Origin of the sequence: Demetria terragena DSM 11295 (assembly GCF_000376825.1) — a bacterium.
Classification (GTDB): Bacteria; Actinomycetota; Actinomycetes; order Actinomycetales; family Dermatophilaceae; genus Demetria; species Demetria terragena.
The window spans coordinates 1,024,055-1,048,413 of the sequence record NZ_AQXW01000004.1 but is presented as its reverse complement, the minus strand read 5'-3'; the positions used below and the strand labels follow the sequence as shown (position 1 = coordinate 1,048,413).

Annotated in this window: 19 protein-coding genes; 10 read left to right on the top strand and 9 right to left on the bottom strand. The window is 64.3% G+C overall.

Annotated elements, in window-relative coordinates; all coding sequences use genetic code 11:
- The first annotated feature begins 23 nt into the window (after nt 1-23).
- Genes F562_RS0109110 through F562_RS18595 form a run of 10 tightly spaced genes read left to right on the top strand, consistent with a single transcriptional unit; the run spans nt 24 to nt 11,815 of the window.
- On the top strand, nt 24-1,772 hold the full coding sequence (locus F562_RS0109110; RefSeq protein WP_018156644.1) for a tyrosine-protein kinase domain-containing protein: 1,749 nt from the start codon (nt 24-26) through the stop codon (nt 1,770-1,772).
- Between the two features lie 52 nt (nt 1,773-1,824).
- On the top strand, nt 1,825-3,132 hold the full coding sequence (locus tag F562_RS0109105) for a nucleotide sugar dehydrogenase (RefSeq protein WP_018156643.1): 1,308 nt from the start codon (nt 1,825-1,827) through the stop codon (nt 3,130-3,132).
- Nucleotides 3,129-3,725 (top strand): acyltransferase, encoded by a 597-nt coding sequence (locus F562_RS0109100; RefSeq protein ID WP_018156642.1) that lies wholly within the window; start codon nt 3,129-3,131, stop codon nt 3,723-3,725. The genes F562_RS0109105 and F562_RS0109100 overlap by 4 nt, the downstream gene beginning before the upstream one ends.
- Nucleotides 3,722-4,810, top strand: coding sequence for a DegT/DnrJ/EryC1/StrS family aminotransferase (locus tag F562_RS0109095; protein WP_018156641.1), 1,089 nt, complete (start codon nt 3,722-3,724; stop codon nt 4,808-4,810). Before F562_RS0109100 ends, F562_RS0109095 begins: the two co-directional genes overlap by 4 nt.
- Nucleotides 4,810-5,790 carry a Gfo/Idh/MocA family protein gene (locus F562_RS0109090; RefSeq protein WP_018156640.1) on the top strand — a complete coding sequence of 327 codons (981 nt, stop codon included), beginning with the start codon at nt 4,810-4,812 and terminating at the stop codon, nt 5,788-5,790. The genes F562_RS0109095 and F562_RS0109090 overlap by 1 nt, the downstream gene beginning before the upstream one ends.
- The gene (locus F562_RS0109085; RefSeq protein ID WP_018156639.1) at nt 5,787-7,079 is read left to right on the top strand and encodes a glycosyltransferase family 4 protein; all 1,293 of its coding nucleotides are present in this window, start codon (nt 5,787-5,789) and stop codon (nt 7,077-7,079) included. Before F562_RS0109090 ends, F562_RS0109085 begins: the two co-directional genes overlap by 4 nt.
- Nucleotides 7,076-8,323, top strand: coding sequence for a polysaccharide biosynthesis protein (locus F562_RS0109080; protein ID WP_018156638.1), 1,248 nt, complete (start codon nt 7,076-7,078; stop codon nt 8,321-8,323). Before F562_RS0109085 ends, F562_RS0109080 begins: the two co-directional genes overlap by 4 nt.
- Entirely contained in the window at nt 8,320-9,684 is a 1,365-nt protein-coding gene (locus tag F562_RS0109075) for an O-antigen polymerase (protein WP_018156637.1), read from the top strand. The genes F562_RS0109080 and F562_RS0109075 overlap by 4 nt, the downstream gene beginning before the upstream one ends.
- Nucleotides 9,681-10,871, top strand: coding sequence for a glycosyltransferase family 4 protein (locus F562_RS20155; protein WP_018156636.1), 1,191 nt, complete (start codon nt 9,681-9,683; stop codon nt 10,869-10,871). The genes F562_RS0109075 and F562_RS20155 overlap by 4 nt, the downstream gene beginning before the upstream one ends.
- A complete protein-coding gene (locus tag F562_RS18595) occupies nt 10,868-11,815 on the top strand; it encodes an MraY family glycosyltransferase (RefSeq protein ID WP_018156635.1) in 948 nt (315 codons plus the stop codon). The genes F562_RS20155 and F562_RS18595 overlap by 4 nt, the downstream gene beginning before the upstream one ends.
- A 16-nt stretch (nt 11,816-11,831) precedes the next feature.
- On the opposite strand, the gene F562_RS0109060 is transcribed toward F562_RS18595, so the two are convergent.
- The 9 genes from F562_RS0109060 to F562_RS0109020 all read right to left on the bottom strand — a co-directional run bounded on the left by F562_RS0109060 (nt 11,832) and on the right by F562_RS0109020 (nt 24,163).
- Nucleotides 11,832-13,748, bottom strand: coding sequence for a D-glucuronyl C5-epimerase family protein (locus F562_RS0109060; protein ID WP_018156634.1), 1,917 nt, complete (start codon nt 13,746-13,748; stop codon nt 11,832-11,834).
- A complete protein-coding gene (locus tag F562_RS0109055; RefSeq protein WP_018156633.1) occupies nt 13,745-14,905 on the bottom strand; it encodes a glycosyltransferase in 1,161 nt (386 codons plus the stop codon). Before F562_RS0109055 ends, F562_RS0109060 begins: the two co-directional genes overlap by 4 nt.
- Nucleotides 14,902-16,782, bottom strand: coding sequence for a nucleoside-diphosphate sugar epimerase/dehydratase (locus tag F562_RS18590; protein ID WP_018156632.1), 1,881 nt, complete (start codon nt 16,780-16,782; stop codon nt 14,902-14,904). Before F562_RS18590 ends, F562_RS0109055 begins: the two co-directional genes overlap by 4 nt.
- Nucleotides 16,783-16,803: 21 nt before the next feature.
- Nucleotides 16,804-17,673 carry a nucleotidyltransferase family protein gene (locus F562_RS0109045; protein ID WP_018156631.1) on the bottom strand — a complete coding sequence of 290 codons (870 nt, stop codon included), beginning with the start codon at nt 17,671-17,673 and terminating at the stop codon, nt 16,804-16,806.
- Nucleotides 17,670-18,323 carry a GDSL-type esterase/lipase family protein gene (locus F562_RS0109040; RefSeq protein WP_018156630.1) on the bottom strand — a complete coding sequence of 218 codons (654 nt, stop codon included), beginning with the start codon at nt 18,321-18,323 and terminating at the stop codon, nt 17,670-17,672. The genes F562_RS0109045 and F562_RS0109040 overlap by 4 nt, the downstream gene beginning before the upstream one ends.
- Nucleotides 18,324-18,453: 130 nt before the next feature.
- Nucleotides 18,454-18,630 (bottom strand): DUF6104 family protein, encoded by a 177-nt coding sequence (locus F562_RS20915; protein WP_018156629.1) that lies wholly within the window; start codon nt 18,628-18,630, stop codon nt 18,454-18,456.
- A gap of 9 nt (nt 18,631-18,639) precedes the next feature.
- Nucleotides 18,640-19,521, bottom strand: a complete 882-nt coding sequence (locus F562_RS0109030) for an MBL fold metallo-hydrolase (protein WP_018156628.1) — start codon at nt 19,519-19,521, stop codon at nt 18,640-18,642.
- 6 nt (nt 19,522-19,527) lie between these two features.
- Nucleotides 19,528-20,559: a GNAT family N-acetyltransferase gene (locus F562_RS0109025; protein ID WP_026181143.1), complete on the bottom strand. Its 1,032-nt coding sequence runs from the start codon at nt 20,557-20,559 to the stop codon at nt 19,528-19,530.
- Complete coding sequence (locus F562_RS0109020) at nt 20,549-24,163, bottom strand: multifunctional oxoglutarate decarboxylase/oxoglutarate dehydrogenase thiamine pyrophosphate-binding subunit/dihydrolipoyllysine-residue succinyltransferase subunit (protein ID WP_018156626.1); 3,615 nt, start codon at nt 24,161-24,163, stop codon at nt 20,549-20,551. The genes F562_RS0109025 and F562_RS0109020 overlap by 11 nt, the downstream gene beginning before the upstream one ends.
- Nucleotides 24,164-24,359: the final 196 nt, after the last annotated feature.

The following is a 24,359-nucleotide window of genomic DNA, read 5'->3' as shown; positions in this document are numbered from 1 at the left end:
TCGACCATGACGGAGACAACTCGTTGACGCTTGAAGACCTCTGGAAGATCGTCCGTCGCTATTGGACGCTCATCCTCATCAGCGTTGTCGTGTGTACGGCTCTTTCTGCTGTGTATGTCTGGACCCGCACACCTGTTTATACCGCGAACGCTACCGCGGTAGTGGTCGTCGGCGATTCCGACCAGCAGGGCGGATCTGGCGCGGCGTACTCCAACAGTTTGCTGGCCCAGGTCAAAGCCAAGGGGTATGTCGACCTCGTCAACAGCACCGGGGTGGCTGAGCGCGTCGTCAAGGACCTCAAACTCCAGGACTCCCCGAACGAATTGGCCGCGACCCTGACGGCCGAGCTGACGCCGGACACGCCGAACATCAAGGTGACGGCCACGTCCGACGAACCGGAGCGGGCTCAAGAAATTGCCAACTCTGTTGTGCGGTCAACTGCCGCTGAGGCCAAGTCGCTTGAGGGCAAGTCTTCCACCGTGACGATCAAGTTGGTGTCCGACGCCGACCTCCCGACCCGGCCCAGTTCGCCGCGGCCCGAGCGAATCTTGCCCTTTGGCGCCTTGCTTGGTGTCCTGCTCGGCCTCGGTGTCGCCATCGTCCGTCGCCGACAGGACACTCGTTTGCGCGCGCCGGAAGACGTCGAGGCTCAGATCGGCGCCAGCGTGCTGGCGGTCGTTCCCGAGACCAAGGCGCTTGCAGGTGGAGCGCGCCAGGCCGCCGGTGAAGACAGTTTCCAAAGCCGAGAGGCGCTCCGTCAGTTGCGCACCAATCTGCGCTTTGTGGACGTCGACCACCGGCCGCGCAGCATTGTGGTGAGTAGCGCGCGCATGGGTGAAGGAAAGTCGACGACGTCCGTCAACCTGGCGCGTGTTCTCGCCGAGAGTGGCGAGAACGTCATGCTCGTCGATGCCGACCTGCGGCGTCCGTCCGTGGCAGGCATCTTCGACCTGGACGCGTCTGTCGGACTGACGCAGGTTCTGGCCGGGACGGCCACACTGGCCGACGCGGTGCAGCTCGCTGAACACCGCAACCTGTCGATCCTGACTGCCGGTCAGATTCCGCCGAACCCCAGTGAGTTGTTGGGCTCCCACCGCATGGAGAGCCTGCTCGATCAGCTCACCGAGACGTACCTGGTCATCTTGGACGCGCCGCCGCTGCTTCCGGTGACTGACGCCGCGCTGCTGACGGCGAGCGCCGATGGGGCACTCATCGTGGTGCGCGCTGGCGAGACCCGCGAGGAACAGGTCGCCCGCGCGGTCCAGAACATCCGCAACGTCGGCGGCAAGGTGCTCGGTGCTGTCCTCAACCGTGTCAACACCAAGCGCCTCAACAGAATCGTCTACGGCGAGAGCCAGTACGGCTACGGCGCCTACGGGACGTACGGCGGAGCGAGCTACTCCAGCAAGAAGTCGGGCGGCGATAACGAAGCGACCCCGACCGCGGGTCCGGGTGCCAAGAAGGCAGGCAAGAAGTCTGCGACGAAGGCCGACAAGAAGTCTGCGGCGAAGGCCGACAAGCAGGTTGTCAAAGCCGACCCCGAGCCTGCCGCCGCGCCGATCCCCGACCGTGCGGTGACCGTCAACCCGGCGTCCAAGGCCGTACCGCCGACGACGCCCGCCAAGCAATCACCGCCGCCCGCACCGAAGGCGGCGAGTCCGGCGGGTGCTTCCCAGCCCCGCGCCGCGGCGACTGAGCCAGAGTCGAGTGACGACACCGCTCCGATCTCGGTGATGAGTCGTCGTGCGTATCGCCATCGTCACGGCAAGTAGTCCCGGGCGCGACATGACATCGAGACCGTCCCTTCAAAGCTGTAGAGGATAAATGAACATCACCGTTGTTGGCCTCGGCAAGATTGGCTTGCCGCTGGCCGTCCAGTTCGCGAAATCCGGCCATCGGGTGTTTGGGGCAGACACCAATCCGGCCGTTGTCGAGATCGTGAACTCGGGCAAGGCACCTTTTCCTGGTGAAGATCACCTTGACGACTACCTCGCCGAGGTCGTTCCTGGCCAGCTGACCGCGACCACGGACACGGCAGGGGCTGTCCGCGACAGCGAAGCCGTAGTCGTGGTGGTTCCGCTCTTCGTGGATGCAGAAGCACGTCCCGACTTCGGGATGATGGACAGCGCCACGGCCGCGATTGCCGAGGGGCTCACCGCTGGCACCACGGTGATCTACGAGACCACCCTTCCGGTAGGCACCACGCGTACCCGCTGGAAGCCACGCCTGGAAGAAGGAAGCGGCCTGTCTGAGGGCACCGATTTCCACCTGGTGTTCTCGCCCGAGCGGGTGCTGACCGGTCGAGTCTTCGCCGACCTGCGCAAGTACCCCAAACTGGTGGGTGGCCTCAGCGAGGAAGGCGCGCAGCGGGCGCTGCACTTCTACGAGCAGGTCTTGCAGTTCGACGAGCGACCCGACCTCGAGCGCGGCAACGGCGTGTGGGATCTGGGCTCGGCCGAAGCCGCCGAGATGGCCAAGCTCGCCGAAACCACTTTCCGTGACGTCAACATCGGCCTGGCAAACCAGTTCGCCCGCTTTGCAGCGGACAACGGCATCGACATCTACCAGGTCATCGACGCGAGCAACTCTCAGCCCTACAGCCACATCCACCGGCCCGGCATCGCCGTGGGCGGTCACTGCATCCCGGTCTATCCGCGGCTCTACCTGTGGAACGACCCGGAGGCAACCGTGGTCAGCGCTGCACGAGCCGCTAACGCCGCCATGCCGGACTACGTCGTCGCTCAGGCAACCGCGCTCAGCGGCGGCTCACTGGCCGGCAAGAAGGTCGCGGTACTCGGTGCGGCCTACCGCGGCGGTGTCAAAGAAACGGCCTTCTCGGGTGTCTTCCCCACGGTAGAGGCCGTACGCACCGCCGGCGGCGAGGTTGTCGTCCACGACCCCATGTACACCAATGACGAACTGCGCCAATTCGGTTGGGAGCCATACGCGCTCGGTGAGCAGGCGGACATCGCGATCGTCCAGGCCGACCACGCCGAGTACAAGGATGTGACCGCTGAGCAGTTGCCTGGCGTCAGTCTTGTGATGGATGGGCGCAACATCCTCGATGCGAGCCAGTTGCCCGGCGTGACCGTCGTATCCGTCGGTCGCCCTGTCGAAGAGTCGAGCCAGTGACAGCACGGATTGTCGACTCGGCTGAGGTTGATGCGAGTGCGCAGGTGGGCGATGGGTCCTCGGTCTGGCACCTGGCGCAGATCCGGGAAAATGCCGTGCTGGGGCGCGACTGTGTGATTGGTCGTGGCGCCTACATCGGCACCGGCGTGCATTTGGGCGATGCCTGCAAGGTCCAGAACTACGCCCTTGTCTACGAGCCTGCCGCGCTTGAACGCGGTGTATTCGTTGGTCCTGCAGCGGTTTTCACCAACGACCACTATCCCCGCGCGGTTACTCCAACGGGGGAGGCGAAGTCGGCTTCGGACTGGGAGCCGGTCGGTGTGACCTGCCGAGAAGGTGCCTCGATTGGCGCCCGCGCAGTCTGCGTCGCACCCGTCACCATTGGGCGCTGGGCAATGGTCGCCGCTGGCTCCGTCGTGGTCCAGGACGTTCCGGATTTCGCTTTGGTCGTGGGGGTTCCCGCCCGACGGATCAGATGGGTTGGTAAGGCGGGCGTACCGCTTGAAGAGGGCAGCAACGGGCAGTGGACCTGCCCGAGCACGGGGGCGAAGTACATCGAAACCGAAGGTCAGTTGACGGAGGAAGTGGCATGACCGAATTCATCTCTCCAGCGAAGCCAATCGTTGGTGATGACGAGCGCGCGGCTGTTGACCGGGTGATGCGCAGTGGAATGCTCGCGCAAGGCCCCGAGGTCAAGGCATTTGAGGAAGAGTTCAGCGCGCATTTCGGCCTCGGCCGAAGCTGCGTCGCCGTGAACTCCGGAACCTCAGGTCTGCATCTGGGGCTACTCGCCGCGGGTGTGAAAGCTGGCGATGAGGTGCTGGTCCCGTCATTCACCTTTGCCGCGACCGCCAACAGTGTGGCGCTGACGGGCGCGACCCCGGTCTTCGTCGACATCGACGAGGACGATTTCTGCCTCTCGCCGCAGGCGATCGAGGCGGCCATCACCGATCGGACCGTCGGCATCATGCCGGTGCACCTCTACGGTCACCCGGCCAAGATGCCCCAGATCCTGGAGATCGCGGGCCGTCACAATCTGCAGGTTTTCGAGGACGCGGCGCAGGCACACGGAGCCAGCCTGAACGGCACTCCCGTCGGCGCGTTCGGCGCGTTCGCGATGTTCTCGCTCTACCCGACGAAGAACATGACCTCCGGTGAGGGCGGAATGGTCTCGGCGGCGGACGCTGAGACCGACCGGCTGCTGCGGCTTTACCGCAACCAGGGCATGGAAAAGCAGTACCACAACGAGGTGGTCGGTCTGAATAACCGGATGACTGACATTCACGCGGCGATCGGCCGCGTCCAGTTGACCAAGGTCGACGCGTGGACCCAGCAGCGCCGCGACAACGCGGCCTTCTTCGACGCGCACCTTTCCGGTGTCGTAGTTCCGCCGTTGGCCGACGGTGCCGTGCACGCGTACCACCAATACACCGTGCGCGTCCCGCAGGATCGCGATGGCTTCTCCGCCGCTCTGCGCGAGGAGTACAACATCGGATCGGGCATGTTCTACCCCGTTCCCAACCACCGGTTGAAGCCGTTCCAGGCCGACGTCGATCTGCCGGTCACCGAGAAGGCGGCCCGTGAATGCCTGTCGCTTCCGGTGCATCCCTCGCTGTCCGATGGCGACCGTGAGCGAATCGTCGAGGCTGTCAACGCGCTGGCTAAGGCGGGAAGCTGATGAGCACGCTGCGCGCCGGCCTGATTGGTGTCGGCATGATGGGGCGTCACCACGCCCGGGTGCTGTCCTCCCTTGAGGGCGTCGAACTCGTCGCGATCGCTGACCCCGGCGGAGACCCGCACGGCGTGGCAGGTGACCGTCCACTGCTTTCCTCGGTCGAGGAACTCATCGCCGTGGGCATCGACTACTGCATGGTTGCGGTGCCGACGGTCTTTCACGAGCAGATCGGATTGGCACTCGCCGAGGCCGGCGTCCACGCGATCATCGAGAAGCCACTCGCGAACGACACCCAGGAATCCGGCCGTCTCGCGGAGGCGTTCGACAAGGCCGGGCTCGTGGGCGCGGTGGGCCACATTGAGCGCTACAACCCCTCGCTGCAGGAGGCCCGTCGCCGTCTAGAAGCGGGTGACCTCGGCGATATCTACCAGGTGGCGACGCGCCGGCAGGGCCCTTTTCCCGGCCGGATCGCCGACGTTGGTGTGATCAAGGATCTGGGCACGCACGACATCGACCTCACCGCGTGGGTGACCCAGCAGGACTACGTCTCGGTCTCCGCGCGTACCAACCACCGTTCGGGCCGTGAGTATGAAGACATGGTTTCGGCCGTGGGCCACCTCAGTGGGGGTGTCGTCACGTCGCACCTGGTCAATTGGTTGACGCCCTTCAAGGAGCGTCTCACCGTGATCACGGGTGAGAAGGGCTGCTTCGTCGCCGATACCCTGACTGCGGACCTGACCTTCTATGGCAATGGCAGTACGCCAACCACCTGGGCCAGCATGCAGCAGTTCCGCGGCGTCTCTGAGGGAGATGTCATTCGCTACGCCATCGCAAAGCCGGAGCCGTTGAAGGTTGAGCATGAGAACTTCCGCGACGCGGTGCTGGGCAAGGACGCTGACATCGTCACCTTGGCTCAAGGTGCGAAGACTGTCCGCGTCGCCGAGGCGATGATCAAGTCCAACGGAGCAAGCATCGATCTATGAGTTCCCTTACCGAACCTGCGGATTCGCAGCCCGAATCGCTTACTGTATGGCTTGTTAACCAGTACGCCATCCGGCCCGGCGACGCAGGGATCGCGCGGCATAACATGCTGGCCGAGCGTCTCGCGCAGGGTGGTATCGCCGTGAGCATCCTTGCGGGTGGTCGCCATTACGCCCGCCAAACGTCCAACATGTTGGGCCGCGCCGGCAGCGAGATCCTGGAGGGCGTCGAGTACCGGTGGCTTCCGGTTCGTAACTATCAGGGCAACGGCTTTGAGCGCGTCCTGAGCATGTTGGCCTTTGGGGCAACCGTGGCTCGGGTGTCGGTTCAGGGGCCCAAGCCCGACGTGATCATCGGTTCCAGCCCGCACCTTTTCGGTGCCTTTGGTGCCTGGCTGCTGGCGCGGCGGGTGGGCTCGGCGTTCGTACTCGAAGTTCGCGATATGTGGCCCGGCTCGCTCATCCACATGACCGGGATGAGCCCGAACCATCCGGTTGCGCTAGGCCTGGGCGTGATCGAGAAGGTTCTCTACCGCAATGCCGACCAGATCGTCGGGGTGCTCCCAGGCGTGGGGGACCGCGTCGAGGAGGTCGTCCCCGGCGGGCGCGACAAGGTGACCTGGATTCCTAACGGTGTCGAGCTCGCGGAACCATCGACGAGTTCGCAACGGACTCGCGGCGATCGCCCATTTGTCTTCGCCTACACCGGAACTCACGGGGTACCCAACAGTTTGGACACCTTGATCGACGCAGCCGAGATTCTGCGCGATCGCGGTCGCCACGACCTGGAGTTCCACCTTTATGGCGACGGGGTCAGCAAGGCCGATCTGGTGGAGCGGGCGCAGTCCAAGAATCTGAAGAACGTGATCTTCCACGAGTTCGTGGCCAAGAGTGAAGTCGCCGGGATCCTGGAAGCCGCCGATGGGCTCACCCTGTGCTGGCGGGACACGGCGCTGTATGAGCACGGCGTAAGCCCGAACAAGATCTTCGACTATTTCGCAGCTCAGCGTCCGGTCGTGCAGGGTCTGTCGTTGCGTCCAGAGTTGGACCCGGTTGCGAGCGCGCGAGCCGGAGTGACGGTGCCAGCCGAGGACCCGGTGGCCCTCGCCGACGCCTATGAACTCGTCGCCGATCTGTCCCCTGAACAGCGGGACGCGATGGGCGCGCGCGGTCGCGCCTATGCCGAGGCCGAGCACGATATGAACAAACTCGGACGCCGGCTGGCCGGAGTTTTGCGGTCGGCAGTCGAGCGCCGGCGCCTCTCGGCAGGACGTGGGCGGCGGTTACGGTGACCGCAGCGGCGCCCGCGCCGAGTCGCGTACGCCGCGCCGTGACCAACCCGTACGTCGTCACGATCGCCAGTACGGCGTTCGTGGCCCTTCTGAGCGCCGCGACCTACAGCCTGGTCAGCCGGATCGGCGACCCGGACCAGCTCGTCGACTACTCCACCGCACGGCGGTTGGTGTCCTTCGTTCTCCCCATCGCCGCTCTCGGCTATGTCATTACTCTGCCGGTCTTCATCGCGAAGAATCCGGGTAGGCCACGCGCCGCCAAACGACTAGCCGGAGAGCAGTACGCCGCCACGATCATCCTCGCCTTGGTCCTCGCGGCACTGGTGGTGATCTTCCGGAACCCGGTTGAGGACCTGCTTCTGTTGCCGTACGAAGTGCTCCTGGCGGCGATCTTCCTGACGGCATCCATCACCTATGTCACGATTCTGTTTGCCTACCTGCGCGGGCACGAGAGGTTCACCGCAGGGGCCATCCTGAACGTGCTGGCCAATGGTGTCTTCGCGGTGGCGGCTGTCTTTGCTGTTCCCAGTGGCCTCTGGGCTGCGCTGGTGGGGTGGGGCTGTGCGAACCTGCTGTTGGCCTACGGGCTGGCGCGTCGCTTTGGCGCTCAGACTCTCCCACGCCGCATTCGCTCCAAGAAATTCTTCCTTCGCTCGCTGGCCCGGGTTCCTGGTGATGCCGCCTTCGCTGGCCTCTTTGTGCTGCCCGTCCTGATGGCCCCGGCGTCGATCGCGGCTGCGGATCGCGGCGTCTTCAACTACTTCTTCGTGCTGTTGAGCATGGTGCTGGCCGCGACGCAGCCCATTGCGATCGTCCTGCTTCCGCGAGTAGCGGGTGTGGACGCCAAGAGCGGCAGGCGAGGACGGCTGGCGTTCATTCTGTTGGCGGGTAGCGCAGCGATCGGCCTCATGGTGGCACTGGTCATGAAGTTTGCGGCTGAGCCCTTCATCGCGATCGCGTTGGGCGAGGAGTACCGATCCGGTGCCTACGTGCTGGAGGCCATGTGGCTGGCGCCGATCGGACTGTCCATTTTCGCGGCTGTACGCACCTTGTTGGATGGCTGGTCGAATGTCCCGCTGTCACCGCTGTCCTCCCTGCTAGCGCTTGCCGTGCTGATCGCGATGACTCAGGCTGACTCCCAGTTCGACGGGCTACTCTCAGGCGTGGGTGTGGCCTACGGCGTTCTAGGGGTGGCTGTCACGGCCGCCGTGCTCGTACTGATTCGACGTGGAGAGGCAACATGATTATTGCCCTCAGTGCCCTGGTTTTCCTGTCGGTTGTCGTCATGACGGCTCGGCTGCGTACCTATGACTCGTTCGTCTCGCCGCCGATGATTTTCGGGTTCGCCACGCTGTACTACCTGGTCGGAGTGCCGCTGGAGCTGCACCTTCGCGGGTGGACGGAGGTCGTTCTGCAGGGCGGGCAGGGCTACGTGATGGACGATGGCATGAAGATCCGCGTGCTTCTCGTGGCCCTCATCAGTTATCTCAGTTTCAGCCTCGCCTACTCAGCCACGATTGATAAGTCGCACAAGATCGGAGAGATCTATCCAAGCGCGTTCGCGGATCGTCGAACCGTATGGGTGTTGCTTGGCTCCTTCGCTTTCCTCGTCGGGATCTTGGTCTTGCGTTACTCATCGAACTTGATCGCCGCCAGCGACTACGAAGCCAACGTTGCGCAAGGCTACGAGAACTCGACCTATGCGCTCTTGCTGCGATTCGCGATTGTTGTTGGTGGGGCCGTCGCCTTCTATCTGCTGGCCTTCGGAATCGGAATCTCGCGGCCCATTGGTCTGGTGGTCGTTGCGCTCATGATCGGCTGGTCGGTCTGGTCGAATGATAAGGACTCGATGCTCGTCGGCGCCTTGGCTCTGAGTGGCCTGTACGTCCGACACAGCGAACGGTTCAAGAGTCGACTCGCGCTCATGCTGGCGCTCGGCGGCGGTGTTGTGGGCTCAGCGGTGATTGTCGTCGTCTACTCGGTGAACCGAGGCGGAAATACCCGAACCGTTGGCCAAGTCACCCAAAGCAGTGGCTTCTTCACCAGTACTGAGCCATCCGGACCGATGTTCAGCTTGGTGAATACGCTCGATAAGTCGGGATCGGCCAGCCTGGATTACAACTACGGAAGCTCATTCCTGACGGGGCTCTTTCAGTGGGTACCGCGTTCGGTGTGGCCGGGTCGGCCGACGGACCTTTCCGAACAGTTCGCGCGCGACAATATGAATGACTGGCGGCCAGGCCAGGGCTTCGGTTATTCCTTGCCCGCCGAGGGCATCCAGATCTGGTCTTACTTGGGCGTCGTCGTGCTGCTCGCGATCTGTGGCTATTTGGTCGGCAAGATCCGGAACATCTGCTTCGACCCGGGAAACATCAGCACGATCGCGTTGCGTCTCTCGGTGTTCTACTCCGCCGTCATGTACGTCGTTTTCCTGTCGATGCGTGGACCGTTCTCCAGCAGCGTCTCGACATCAGTGAGGTATCTGATTTTGTTCGCGATCGTGGCTGCGCTGTGTCGAACCTCGAGCGAAAACTCTGAGGTCTTCGGCGAGAAGGGCGTCCGGCGACGTGCGGCCGCCAAGATGCCGGTGGGAGTGGGCCGGTGAAGATCGCCTACGTCACGGCCTGCTACCCCTTCGGCGTCGGTGAGGAGTTTCTTGACGCCGAGTTGCGCGCGCTGCTCGACCAGGGCGTCGAGCCGGTCCTTGTCCCCACGAACTATCGAGGCATGCGAAAGCGTGACCTCCCACCTGACCTGGCAGCGATTCCGGTATTTGAGTGGCAGGCCGCCAAGCCCATGGTGGCCCTGCGCATGGCAGCTCGACGGTCGGGCGCGCTGGCCCGAGTCGCACGCACCCTGCCGGCCGACCGAGCTCACCTGACCAAAAACCTCCTGACCGTCCCGGGCGGTGCCGCGGTGGCCGCGATGATCACTCAGCGCGGACTCACCCGAGTGCACGCGCACTGGATGTCGACCAGTTCCACCCTGGCCATGGTGGCGGCCAACCTCGCGGACGTTCCGCTATCGATCAGCTGCCACCGGTGGGACATCTACGACGCCAACTTGATGAACGCCAAGGCTCGCGCCGCCACCTTCGTCAGGGTCATCTCCGACCGGGCAGCCGGTCTCGTGCGAGATCGCATCGACGCCGATCTGCATGAACGAGTTCGGGTCATTCACATGGGCGTGGAGATCGACGACATCGCGGCGCCTTCGGCCCCGAGTCCACCTGAGGCCACCAAGCAAATCACGATGGTGGCCAACCTGATTCCGGTCAAGGGACACCAACACCTCATTGCCGCTCTCCGACTCGTGCGCGATCGCGGTATCGCCGCGGAACTAGACCTCATCGGTTCCGGCGAACGTGACGCCGAGCTGCGCGCGTTGGTGGCCCAGCACGATCTCACCGACGCGGTGAACTTCGTGGGCCAACTTCATCGTCCGGATGTGCTCAAGCGCTACGCGGACGGACTCGCCGACGTAGTGGTGCTCTCCAGCGTGGACTTGGGACAAGGTCTGCACGAAGGAATTCCGGTGTCGCTGATGGAGGCTATGGCGGCTGGAGTTCCCGTGGTGTCGACCACAACCGGATCGATCCCAGAACTCATCGAAGACGGTACGTCCGGGCTACTTGTACCCGCGGAAGATCCCGAGGCGCTTGCCGACGCGTTGGTCAGGGTGCTCACCGATCCTGGCTTCGCCCGCGCACTCGCCGAGCGTGCCGCCGAGCGCGTCCAGCAGGACTTCTCCGCACCAGCCTGCGCACAACAACTCCTGGAGGCTCTGCGATGACCTCGACTCTTGGCCGCTGTGTCGGGCTGGCCGTCGCCAGCGCTGTGGCAACCGGGCTGCTCGTCCCGATCGTGCGGAAGGGTCTCCTGCGCGCCAACGTCGTGGACATTCCCAATGCGCGTTCCTCCCACTCGCAGGCGATTCCGCGCGGGGGAGGGCTCGCGGTCTTTGGTGGCTCAGCCGCTGGGCTTGCTCTTCACCACGCACAGAGCCGAAGAGCCGTCGGACCCACCGCCGCGTTCGCCCTCGGGTTGGCCGATGACGTGACGGGCGGACTTCCCGCCTCTGCTCGCTTGGGTGCCCAGGCAGCCATCGGTGCTCTGTCTGGCCGAAACCTCCGGGAAGCGGTTGTCGGTCTGGTGGCAGTGCCCGCCTCCGTCAACGTGTTCAACTTTATGGACGGCATCAACGGCATCTCGGCGACGACTGCCACGGTGGTGCTGACCAACGCGGCGCTCGAAAGCGGACTTGACGCCGACACTCGAGCGCTGGCGCTCGCCGGCGCTGGAGCCGCTGTGGGTTTCCTGCCCTGGAACGCGCCGAAGGCATGGCTCTTCCTTGGGGATGCGGGCAGCTATTACGTGGGTGGTCTCATCGCGACCTGCCTGATTGGCGCGAGCAGCGCCGGGCCATCCGCGCTCATCAGGGTGGCCGCGCCGTACTCGCTCTATGTGCTCGACGTTGCCCAAGCCATCGTGCTGCGAGCTCGCCGTGGCGAGAACCTCTTTGAGGCGCACCGACGGCATGTGTACCAACAGGCTTTGGATGGCAGTGGGGCGAGCCATATCGAGATCGCTGCGCTTCACGCGATCGCCGCGACGGCGATCGCCGCCGCCGTCCGTGCTCCGCTTTCGCCTGGCGCGCAGGGCGGAATCGTGGCGACCGTCGCCGGTGCCTATCTGTCAGCCGGGGTCTGGGTGCCGCGCGTCCGGCCGCGCGGCTAGGAGCCCTTCGCGCCGTTTAGCTCCGCTCGCCGCGCGGCCCCCACGGCACCCGGTGTGCCAAATGCGCATTGCGCGGAATTACCAGACGGAACGCCGTCTTACGCCCAAACGCGATCCTGCGCTTCATCGGCGACGCGTTATAGGCCTCGAATCGGTCTGCAATTCGGGTGTATTCGGGGTGATCCACTAATTTCGCCATCGCCCTCAACTGGGTGATGTGCAAAAGGTGGTACGCCGAGCTCGCGATGTTGACGACCGGGAAGGGGAAGAGGTCGTAGCGGGACCAGGTCCCGAGGTCGTAGCGATGCAGGTTGTCGCCGAGCGCTCGTGCAGACGCGGCAAATAGCGCGGTGGTCTCAGCGTCGTCGAAGGCGACGCCGACGTCGTACCAGCCCCAAATGGCAAAGATGCCACCGTTCAGGACCAGCGACGGGGTCTGCGTGGGGTACTCCTCGAGGAAGAACCCATCGCCCAGCGGCGCTTGAACGCCTCCCTCGGAAACCGGGATCGACATCAATCGAATGGCCCGTCGGGTCGCGTCGACATAGCGATCCCCGCCATGTTCTTTGTGCAAACGCACCAGCAGGCTGGCGATCTCGCCCTGTGCCATCGCGGACACCCAACCGGCAGAGATCTTGTAGGTGTGCTTCGACGGCTTGGGATACAGCCAGGCACCGTCCTTGGGGCCGCCACTCACCTGGGTGTCCAAGAGGTACTCGCCAGCGTCTGTTGCAGCCTGGAGCCATTGGTCGCCCTCGCCATCGAGATAGCGTTCGTAGCATCCCAAGGCCCACTGCGCCACGGCAACGGGTAGCCGTGAGCCCTCATCCGCCATCCACGGTGGCGGCCAAGAGGCCTCGTCAGTCTTGATGCGGAAGTCAATGAAGTAGCCCCCGAGAGTTCCGCGCTCGACGTGTCCGCCTAACTCGGGTGCGAAGTTCTTGGCTGAACTGAAGAGGCCAGGCGCACCTGGACCAGGGCCCTGTTCTGCGGTCTCAGTGACGTTCTCCTGGTTCTCCGTGGCGGGTAAGTCGCCGAGTGCTTTCCAGGCGTCCCGCGAGTACAGCGGGCGCCACCCGGCCCCGGTGAGCCAACTATGGGCTTGTTGCTGTCCGAGCAACAACATCCGAGCACGACGAACATGGGCATCGATCCGAGCGGACGGGCCGCCGCGCTCCAACGCGGCGATGGCACCTATCGCGGCCCTCCGAGGAATCCGCCGTGGTTCCTTGCCGCCGAGGAGAAACAGGATGTCCCGCGTGCTCAATTCCTCGGAGGGATGGATGACGACGCGCGGCGGAGCATCGGACACCGCGGCCAAGAACGTCACGGCGGACCCGACATTGCCCACCAGAACCTGGGGGGAGTTGTCGGTGCCTGGCGCGGCGACCACGGCGCCGGGACTCCGAGCGATGCGCACCAACGACGAGGTGGTCCTGCGACCAGCGCCGTGCACACCCGGCGGTCGATAGACGACAGTCTGCTCCGGGCCGTGCCGCAACGCCTGATCTTCGCCGAGGCACTTGGATTCTGAATACGGCGAGAAGGGCTCACGGTGCATCGAGTCATCGAGCATCGGGCGTCGCCCCTGAACGGCGGCCGAACTGATGTGCACGAACCGGGGGACCCGCGCCGCGACCGCTGCCGCACCGATCAGACCTGGCAGGTGACCGTTGGCGGCGTTCAGCGTGTCCACGTCGCCAGCCCCGGCGTCGGAGCAGCCCGCGGCGTTGATGACCGCATCGCAGCCGCGAAGCCGATCGGCTAAGGCGCTGACATCGGCCGAGGTCCACGGCCCGCTCAACCGCGGCGCCGAGAGCGCGACGACCTCGTGCCCAGCCCTCTCAGCGGCACCGGCAACGGCGGTTCCGACGAAGCCAGATGCTCCGACAACGGCGATACGTCCAGGCGGGTTCATGCTCACGGGCGTCATGGTTCTCCTCGGGTTCCTCGGTCAACGAACTGCAGAAAGTCCTCGGCGCGTGTCCTGGGGCTCGGGAAGGTTCCTGCGATCACGCGTGCGGCCTCGGCCCGCTGCGTACGCACGTTCTCATTGGTCAATATCTCGGCCAACGCCTCGGCGCATGCGCGCGGGTCGGTCGGTTCAAAATAGTGGGGCGCATCTCCGCAGGGGATACGCACAAAGTCGCGATCGGAGGCCGCGAGATGGCCGTTCAATCGCAGCGACTCCAGGGGTGCTGCCGATGCGGATTCGATCAGGCTGGGGAAGACCATGGCGTCGCAATACTCATAGACCGAGGGCACCTGCCTGATACTTAACTCACCGACGGAATAGACGAACGCACGAGTTGCCGGGTCGAGGCGCTCCAGCTCATCGGGACGTAGGCTCACGATGAAGCGAACTCGAATTCCGTTCTCTTGCAACAGTTGTGCCGCGCTGCCGAGAATCTCGAAGTTCTTGTGCGGGTACCACCGGGTCACGAAGCCGACATCGAAGGTGCCGGGTTCTTTAGCGGGCAACGGGGCGGGTCTCCACAATGCTGGCTGGGAGAGCACGCCATTGGGCGTATTGGGTATGACACCAACCCTGGTGGCGTCGAAGCGCAGCGAACGCGACAACTCGGTGGCCGTCCGTTCGGCCTCGGTGTAGAGGAGGTCCTGACGAGCGAAGAAGAAGCGCGAGGCGCGGGTCCTGATACGACGCCGCAGCCGGCGCTTCAAGGTCTGGTCGGACAGCGTGGGATCACGCAGGATCGCAGTTCCATCGGCGAAGCCGGAGATCGCGACCCGCCCCCGACGCACACCGTAGGCAGGTCCAAAGATCGTCACGTAGACGTCGGGCAGGGGTCCCCGCCGATGCCACAGTGCGGGCGAGTGCCACCGGCGACTGACCACTTCATGCTGAAGCGGCTCGCGGCCCATCTCGGCTGCAACCTCGGGGGACATGACGATACGTAGCCACTCGAGCCAGGGATAACGATCGCGCAGCTCGCCCTGGCGCAGGATGTGGGTGATCTCATCGACGACCGAGGCCGCCGATTGCAAGGCCCCGCCCTGATGGATGTTGCTGGCATCGATGACCACCTGCGTGGCGGTCGACGAGGTGCCAGCCTGGTGACCCGCCGTCACTTTTGCGCTGTCATTCCGTCCCCCGGCGTGGCCGAGTCAGCGGCGGTGACCTCGGGCGCGCCCGGGCGAACCGAGAGGTCCAGACCGCCGAAGGCGTGCTCTTTCATCCACTCATGCGCGGCTTCGGGAGTCTCGTGCGAGGTCGTCGTGACCGTCAACGGGTCAAGGCTGGGAACATCGACGCTGTCGACCCAGTCGCGGTCAGTCGTCCGCCGTTGTTCGAACGGCGAGAACAACTCTTCGCTGAGCTTTTCACCGGGCCGCAAGCCCGTGAAGGCGATCTCGACATCCTTGCCGGAATGGCGGATCAGCGACTTGGCGACGTCGACGATCTTCATCGGGTCGCCCATATCGAGGACCATGACTTCGCCGTCTTCGCCGATGGAGGAGGCCTCCAGGACGAGCTGACACGCCTCGGGGATCAACATGAAGTAGCGCTCGACGTCAGGGTGGGTGACGGTGACTGGTCCGCCGCGTTCAATCTGTGCGGTGAACGCGTGCACCACCGAGCCACGGGAGCCCAGCACATTTCCAAAGCGGACGCTGACGTAGCGGCCTTCCTCGCGCTGGGCGAAGTCTGCGGTGAGTCGCTCAGCCAATCGCTTGCTGTAGCCGAGGTTGCAAGTGGGGTTGGCAGCTTTGTCGGTGGAGATGTTGACGAAGGTTTTGACGTTGACCCGCGCTGCGGCGCTGAGGATGTTGAGCGTGCCCAGGACATTGCTTTGCCATGCCTCGCTGGGGTATTTCTCCAGCAGCGGCAGGTGCTTGAGTGCCGCGGCGTGGAACACAACCTCGGGCTGTAGGCGATCAAACAACTCATTGAGGGTGCGTGGGTCGCGGATGTCGGCGAGGACGACCTCGTCGTTGTCCAGCAAACCGTTGCCGACCAGCGTCATCTGGGTGGCCTGCAGTCCGGACTCGTCCCGATCCAGGAGGTAGAGCTTGGCCGGTCCGAAGCGCGCGATCTGGCGGCACAGTTCCGATCCGATGGAGCCACCCGCGCCGGTCACCAGGACTCGGCGGCTGTTGAGCTGGCCAGACACCAAGGTGCTGTCGAGATCGACCGGACGCCGACCGAGGAGCTCGGTCAGGTCGACATCGCGCAGATCCTTGACCCCGCCACTGGTGCCGTCGAGCAGGTCGCGTACTGGCGGAATGGTCAAGACCCGAAGGTTGGCCTCGGTTGCGAGCTGGGAGACCTCACGCAGTTCTGCAGCGTCCATCTTGGGCACCGCGACGACCAGAACGGTGGCGCCGGTCTCCTCGGCGAGAGAAGCCATGAGGTCGCGAGTACCGCGGACGCGAACGCCTTCGATGCGCATCTTGCGCTTGTGCTGATCGTCATCGAGGAAGGCCACCGGCAGATAGCCGCTGTTGTCATCGCGCAGCATGGAACGAGCAAGTCGGCGGCCGGCCTCTCCGGCGCCCAGAATGATCGCGGCCTGCGCTCCCTCGGAGTTGGTGGCACGACGCAGGTCCCAGGAGCGCTTGACGAAGCGAGCGGCGAACATCCCGCCGATGGCTAACACCATGGCGATGAACGGCACGGACCGCGGGAGCGGCGTTCCGATGATGAAGTTGATGATGATGAGGGTGAGCCCGACGATGCTTGCGGTGCGCACCACGTCCAGGGTTTCTTCGAAGGAGCCCCGCTGGTGCCCGCGGCTGTACGGGCCGAGGACCGAGCCCAAGACGATCTGCATCACGATGGCGCCGAGGATGAACCACGGCAAGGCGACGGATCCAAGGCGGGAGATATCGAAGTCGTAGCGCAGCCACACCGCCCCCGCAAGGCTGGCGAGCCAGACGAAGGCGTCCATGCCGGGCAGACGACCCCGACTGCGGATGACGCGCGTCAGCGCAAACTCTCGTGACACCGGCTGGCTCCTTCTTAAGCCCTATCGTGAACGACGATAGGAGGCCAGTCGCACGGCGATTCCGGGCAGTTGTCGCGCGCCACGCCAGATCCGGTTCAGTGACACACCACCCCCGGGGCCAGAACCTTTCTCTGGGTAGATCACGGCCGCCCGTAGAACATCCCTACGTTGCCTCCATGAGTCCGCCTCAATGAGTCGGACTACCCACCGCAGTGCCCCTTGCTGCGGATTCCTCATGATATCAGCCCAGAGCTGGCCCTCGATAGTTGAATCTGGTGATATAGGCAACACCGAGGACAGGGCGGGCCGGCAGCCCAACTCGGTCGCGACCGCCAGCAGGTGGTCCATTTCTGCGGGGGTGAGGGAGTCGATGACGCGGCGGATATCTGTCTGACCCTTCTGGCCAGAGTCGCCTCGTGCAGCGTGCAGCAGGATCAAGAGCCCATGGACGGGACGCGCCGGGGCGTGGCATACCCGGGCTGCGAGCAGGACCTCTTCGTGATCGCGATCAAGGATGTCGAACACCGTGGTGACGCCGAGGTGAATCCCGGGGTAGTGCGTGTGGAGGTCTACCGTGCACGCGAACTCTGGGTGTTCTAGGACCCGGGAGTGATGCCACTCGGCCTCGATGGTCTTGTCGTACTCGACCCAGCCGTGGCCGAGCATGGCCTGCGACAGGGCGTCGAGGTCCTCGCTGCGCAGGAACACGTCGACGTCCGTGGACCGGCGCGGCTGACCATCGTGGGGAAAAGTCGCCGCGACGAGTGGACCCTTGAAGTGAAGGATCGGGACCTGGATCTCGTCGGCGACGTACTGCACAGCGGCGTGGTGCAAGAGCACCCGATCCGCAAGAGGTACCGGCACGTTCGGCGGTACGTCCGCTGAACTCACAGAGAAAGCCAGTCCTGCCAGCCTGCGTGCAGAACGAGCCAGGCGATGAGGCCGTAGCCAGCCTGGCCAGGATGGAAGCCGTCACCAGCGGCCAGGTCGCTTTGCCATTGATCGTGGCCAAGCAGCGGCCGGAAACAGTCGACATAGGTGACTCGCCGGCGAGCGCAGACATCGGCTTGGGCGTCGACCAGAACTTCCAAGCGCTGGTTGATCTCGTGGTCGGAGGTGGGGGGCGGACCCACCACGAAGGTGGCGATGCCCGAGGTCGAGGCGTCGTCGAGGATGTTGGCCATATTGAGCCTGGAGCGGGCCGTGGTCATCCCTTGCATGACGTCGTGGGTGCCAAAGCCGATGACGAGTCGGCGCTCGTTGCAGGTTGCCCACCGGGGAGCCGTCTCGGTATGCCACCGGCCGAGGACGTCACTGGAGGTCTCACCGCTCACGCCAAGGTTGTAGGAGCGCAACTCCGCACCGGAGTTCTGGGTGCGGGCGACAACTCGTGACACCCAGCCCAACGCCTTAGGGTCACCGAGTCCGGCGACCAACGAGTCGCCCACGAAGCAGAGGCCAACCTCTCGATCGCCCTCGGCGATCTGAAACTCTGCGCTAGGGGTGAACTCCGGATCACTGCCGTACTGCGGGTAACTCATGCTGGTCGGCGCCTTGTCACTCGGGTGTCTCGCTGTCGTGTCGATGAACTCAGGATGAGGCTATCGCGGAAGAACGCGAGACAGCCGGTGCCACGCGGCCAGGGCCGGTGCGGCCGTCGGGGCTGACCCCTCACTCGTCCTCGTCGTCCAGCCGCGCAAGCCACGTGGCGAGTCGTTCGACAGGTGTCTCGAACTCTGGGTTGAGGTCGACGAAGGTCTGCAAGTGCTCAGCCACCCACGCCAGGGTGACCTCTTCATCACCACGTCGCCCGGTGAGTTCCTCGATACCTCGGTCTGTGAAATACACGAGGCGAGGTTATCGCGCGAGATAGCGTTCGTCGTTGACCGATACCGCGCCGGAGGCGAGCAATCTCTCGAGATGGAGCGCGGCGGTTCGCCGCTCCACCGGATCGACGTGCGGACCAGTCACGTGTGGGCGGTACACGATGCGATGCGCCACGATCTCCTCAAGGGTGCGCGGTTCGGTGAGGAAATCCATCAACTGAGCTTCACGACGACTAATAGCCCCGGCGTAGGCGTCAAGACGCTCACGGAAATCCGTCGCACCCTCGATCACACCTTTTTGGTGTGCGGTGCCGTACCACCGCGCGTCCACCTCGCGGCAGGCGTGCAGGGAGGCCTCGAAGTCCTCCAGGTTGCTGTCGAGGCCCCCATAGAACGGTCCGAAACCCGTGAGGTCGATGTCGCCGGTGAAGAAGAATCCGTCGGGCTCGATGAGGAAACCACAGTGGCCTCGGGTGTGACCAGGAAGAAAGACCACCGTGATCTGACAGCCCCCGAGGTCAAAGGTCGATCCGGACTCGAAGGCGACCGCGTCTGGTCGGCCGGAGACCTCGAACTCGTCCACCACCATCGCGGTGATGTCGTCGAGCGTCTCCGGTGGTGCACCGGTGGCCTGCGCCAAGAGGGACGGATCGTGCACGATCGGCAGATCCTGACGGTGACAGTGAACAGGTGAGGCGTAGCGATCGAGCGCGACCATATGGTCTTCGTGCCCATGACTGACCAGCGTCAGGTCGGTTGCGGGTGGGGCGTCCAGTAAACCTCGTGATGGGTCAATCAACACGCTTTCGGCTGAGCCGCGCACCAGAAGCGAGTTGGCATAGGGGTAGCCGCCGCGCTCTGGAGAGTCGAGGACGCTGACGTGTGGGCCGTACGCCGTCCAGGAGATCGACATGGCGGCTCAGTCGCTCGGCTGGGGAACGTGCAAATCCCGCTGCCAGGACTGCGTGCGATAACTCGTGGTCCACCCGAGTGCGAGGTAGAGCCCATCGGCGCCGGTGGGGGAGTCGGCGTCGACTTCAAGACCGACACGGTTGCGTCCGCGCTCTAGTGCATCGCGAATCACCGTGAACAACAACGCTTTTGCGACGCCACGTCCGCGCGCGCGTCGGTGCACACCGATGTAGTCGATGTAACTGCCCGGAGTTCCGCTTGCGTCCGCAGGCAGGACCGAACTGACCACGCTGCCTCCGAGCAACTCGCCACGATCGGTCTCGATGGTGGCCAACCACCAATGATCCCAACGGTGCCCAGGGTCCTCACGCAGACGCTGCGCAAACTCGGCGAAACTCTCCCGATAGGAATTGAAGTGGTCGGCGAAGGATTCCTCGAGCACCTGATGGACCCCGCGTAGGTCATCGGCAACGGGCATCCCGTCCTCGTGGCGCGCGACCCGTCGGACGAGTACGCCATCGCGCGGACCGGGAAGGTCTGCGTCTTCGGAGGTCACGGGCCGGGTCATCTGCAACCAGGTACGGGTGTGGGCGAGCCCGGCGCTGGCATACCAATCGTTGAGTTGGCTATCGCCTTCGACCGTGGAGGCATCGAGTTGGGTAGAACTCGCGCCTCGCGCCTGCGCGACCTCGGTGGCCTGTTGGACGACCCAGTCGAGCAGGGCTGTTGCCACGGCGTTCTGGTCCTCGCGGGTCCGGCTCGGTGTGACGACCAACTGAACGTTGGTGCGCCCTGCTGCCCGGTCGTGGACTGAAGCCCAGCCGCCAACGGTGCCAGACTCATCGACGGCGACAAGATGCCAGCGCGTCCAGGATCCCGTCCCGACGACCTCGGAGGCCACCGCTTCGGGGTCAACGCTCGATCGACCTCGTACCGCAAGCTCCCGCTCGCGGACGAGGTCAATCAGAGCGTCGACGTCAGCTGCTGTCGGCGTACGCAGCACCCACCCGGACGGAAGGTCCGGGGTATTAACGGGCAAAGGCCTTCTCGATCAAGGTTTCCTGCTGCTCCTTGTGCAACTTCATCGAGCCGGCAGCTGGCGACGCCGAGGACGGGCGGGACACGACGCGCAGCGACCGCGGCACACCACGGTCGGCGAGCTGCTGCGGGAGATTAAGCGCCATGAACGGCCAGGCACCTTGGTTCTCCGGCTCGTCCTGGACCCACACCAGTTCGGCCTGCGGATAGGCGTTGGCGACTTCGGCGATTTCGGCCGAAGGAACCGGCGCCAACTGCTCGACTCGCACGATCGCGGTCGTCTTGTCCTCGCGCTTTTGGCGCTCGGCCTCCAGGTCGTAGACCACCCGGCTGGACGCCAACAACACGCGCTGAACCTGGTCGCCAGCGGGCACCGTGGTGTCCGGGATCACCGGGCGGAAGGTGCCCTGCGTGAAGTCTTCAGGACTGGAGGTCGCCGCCTTGAGCCGGAGCAACTGCTTCGGCGTGAAGACGATCAGCGGACGCCGCGGACGAGCGAACGCTTGCCGACGCAACAGGTGGAAATAACTCGCCGGAGTGCTGGGGTAGGCAATCGTCATATTGTCCTCGGCGAACAACTGAAGGAATCGCTCGATGCGCGCAGACGAGTGGTCTGGTCCCTGGCCCTCGTAGCCGTGTGGCAACAGCAACACGACCGAAGAGTTCTGGTTCCACTTCTGCTCCGAGGATGAGATGAACTCATCAACGATGGTCTGCGCGCCATTAACGAAGTCACCGAACTGGGCTTCCCACAGCACCAACGCATCTGGGCGCTCCACGGAGTAGCCGTACTCGAAACCCATGGCGGCGTACTCGGACAGCATCGAGTCATAAATCCACAGCCACGCCTGCCCGTCGGACAGGTAGCGAAGTGGCGTCCATTCCTTCGATGTCTGTTTGTCGATGAGCACCGCGTGCCGTTGCACGAACGTGCCACGCCGAGTGTCCTGGCCGGTGAGTCGGACCGGCACACCCTCGAGCATGAGTGAACCAAAGGCCGTGAGTTCTCCCATGGCCCAGTCGATTCCGCCCTCGGAGACCATGGCAGCGCGCTTCTCCAGCAACTGCTTGATCTTGGGGTGAAGGGTGAAGCCTTCCGGCGGGTTGACCCAGGTATTGCCGATCAACTTGAGGTCATGCGGGCTGATGGCGGTGGGTCGGTGGGAGCGAAGCGACCCGGTGGCGTCGTCTTCACGCTGCGCTGATGGCTGCTCGAGACCGGCCTCGGAGTCGGACTCCGTGCCCGATTGCGCACGAGAAGCGGCGGCGGCCTTGCGGGCCTCCTTGGTTTCGGTGAACACCCGCTCCAACTGCTGCTGGTAGTCGCGTAGCGCCTCGGCGGCATCTTCCTGCGTGATGTCACCACGTCCGATGAGCGCCTCGGAGTACAACTTGCGGACGCTCTGTTTGGCCCCGATGAGGTTGTACATCAGCGGCTGAGTCATCGACGGGTCGTCGCCCTCGTTGTGACCACGGCGGCGGTAGCACACCATGTCGATGACGACATCTTTCTTGAACTTCTGCCGGAACTCATAGGCCAACTCGGCAACCCGTACGCAGGCTTCGGGGTCGTCGCCGTTGACGTGGAAGATCGGCGCCTGGACCATACGCGCTACGTCGGTGGAGTAGGTCGAGGACCGCGATTGGCTTGGGGCAGTAGTGAATCCGACCTGGTTGTTGACGACCACGTGGATCGTTCCACCGGTGCGGTAGCCGCGCAGTTGGGACAGGTTGAGGGTCTCGGCTACGACACCCTGACCGGCGAACGCCGCGTCACCGTGCAACAGAATCGGCAGCACCGTGAAGGCGGTGCCAGCCAGGTTGATGCGGTCCTGCTTGGCCCGGGTGATGCCTTCCAGGACAGGGTTGACCGCCTCCAGGTGCGAAGGATTGGCCGCGAGGTAGACCTTGGTCTTGTTGCCCTCGTCTGACACGAACTCACCCTCGGTACCGAGGTGGTACTTCACATCGCCAGAGCCCTGCACGGAACCGGGCTGAGCAGACCCATCGAACTCGGCAAAAATCTGCCCGTAGGACTTGCCGGCGATGTTGGCGAGGACGTTGAGGCGACCACGGTGCGGCATACCGATGCAGACTTCATCGAGGCCTTCATCGGCGGCTGCGCACAACACCCGGTCCAGGATCGCGATGGTCGATTCGCCACCCTCGAGGCTGAACCTCTTCTGACCGACGTACTTGGTCTGCAGGAAGGTCTCGAAGGCCTCGGCGGAGTTGAGCTTGCGCAGGATGCGCATCTGGTCTTCGGGAGATTCCTTGGAATAAGGCTTCTCCACCTTCTCCTGGATCCAGCGACGCTCGGCGGGGTCCTGCATGTGCATGTATTCGATGCCGGTCGTGCGGCAGTACGAATCCCGCAGGATGCCAAGGACTTTGCGTAGTTTGAGGAACGGCTGGCCACCGAAGCCGCCAGTCGGGAACGTGCGGTCCAGGTCCCACAAGGTCAGCCCGTGGCTGGTGATGTCGAGGTCGGGATGCTTGCGCTGCTTGTATTCCAGCGGGTCGGTGTCGGCCATCAGGTGCCCACGCACGCGGTAGGCGTGAATGAGTTCCTGGACGCGTGCGACCTTGTTGATGTCGTCGTCGTGGTTGACCGAGATGTCCTGTACCCAGCGCACCGGCTCGTACGGGATGCGCAGCGCAGCGAAGATCTCGTCGTAGAACTCGTTTTCGCCCAGGAGCAACTGGTGGACGGTCCGCAGGAACTCACCAGAAGTCGCGCCCTGGATGATGCGGTGGTCGTAGGTCGAGGTGAGCGTGAGGATCTTGCTCACGGCGCTGCGGGTGAGTTGGTCGTTGCTGGCGCCCTGCCATTCGGCGGGGTATTCCAGTGAACCGACACCGATGATCGCGCCAGCGCCCTGCATCAGGCGCGGAACCGAGTGGTTGGTGCCGATGCCGCCGGGGTTGGTCAGCGAGATCGTGGTGCCCTGGTAGTCCTCGATCGTCAGCTTATTGCCGCGTGCCTTGCGCACGAGGTCCTCGTAGGCATTCCAGAACTGCGCAAAGGACATCCGGTCGGCGCCCTTGACGTTGGGCACCACCAGGGTTCGGGTGCCGTCGGGCTTCTGGAGGTCGATCGCCAGGCCGAAGTTGACGTGTGTCGGTTTGACCAGGGTGGGCTTGCCGTCTTGCGAGCCGAGTGCGTAGTTCATCTCGGGCAGCAACGAGATCGCCTTGACGATGGCGTACCCGATGAGGTGGGTGAAGCTGACCTTGCCGCCGCGGTTGCGGGACAGGTGGTTGTTGATGACCGTCCGGTTGTCGATCAGCAACTTTGCGGGTACGGCACGGACGCTGGTCGCCGTGGGAACCGCGAGGCTGCTCTCCATGTTGGTGACCACACGTGCGGCGACCCCCCGCAACGGCACCTGGTCGGCATCGGACTGCTCGACCAACTCGATCGAGGTGCGGATCCCGTCGCGAGGTGTCGGACGACTACCGGTGATCTCTGCCTCGGCAGGGGACGGTTGACCGGGAGCTGTGTGATTGCCGTGCGGGTCTGGCTCCTGCGTCACGGTGGAAACATCCTGGGAGGACGTCTCGTCGGCGACGTCCTTGGCCGCGTTGACCGGCTCGTCTGCCACCGGGCGCTCCGTCGTTGGCGTGGTGGTCGCGTTCGTGCGAGGTGGCGCCTTCGCCGGCCCCGCGGTCGGGGGCTTGGTGCGGGGGGCGTACGCCGGTGGTGGGTCGTCGCTGCGGGCTTCTGATGACACGCTTGATGCGCCTCTTTCACGTCTCTTCGTTGAGTACGTACACAGCCTACTGTTGCCACCCGTCGCG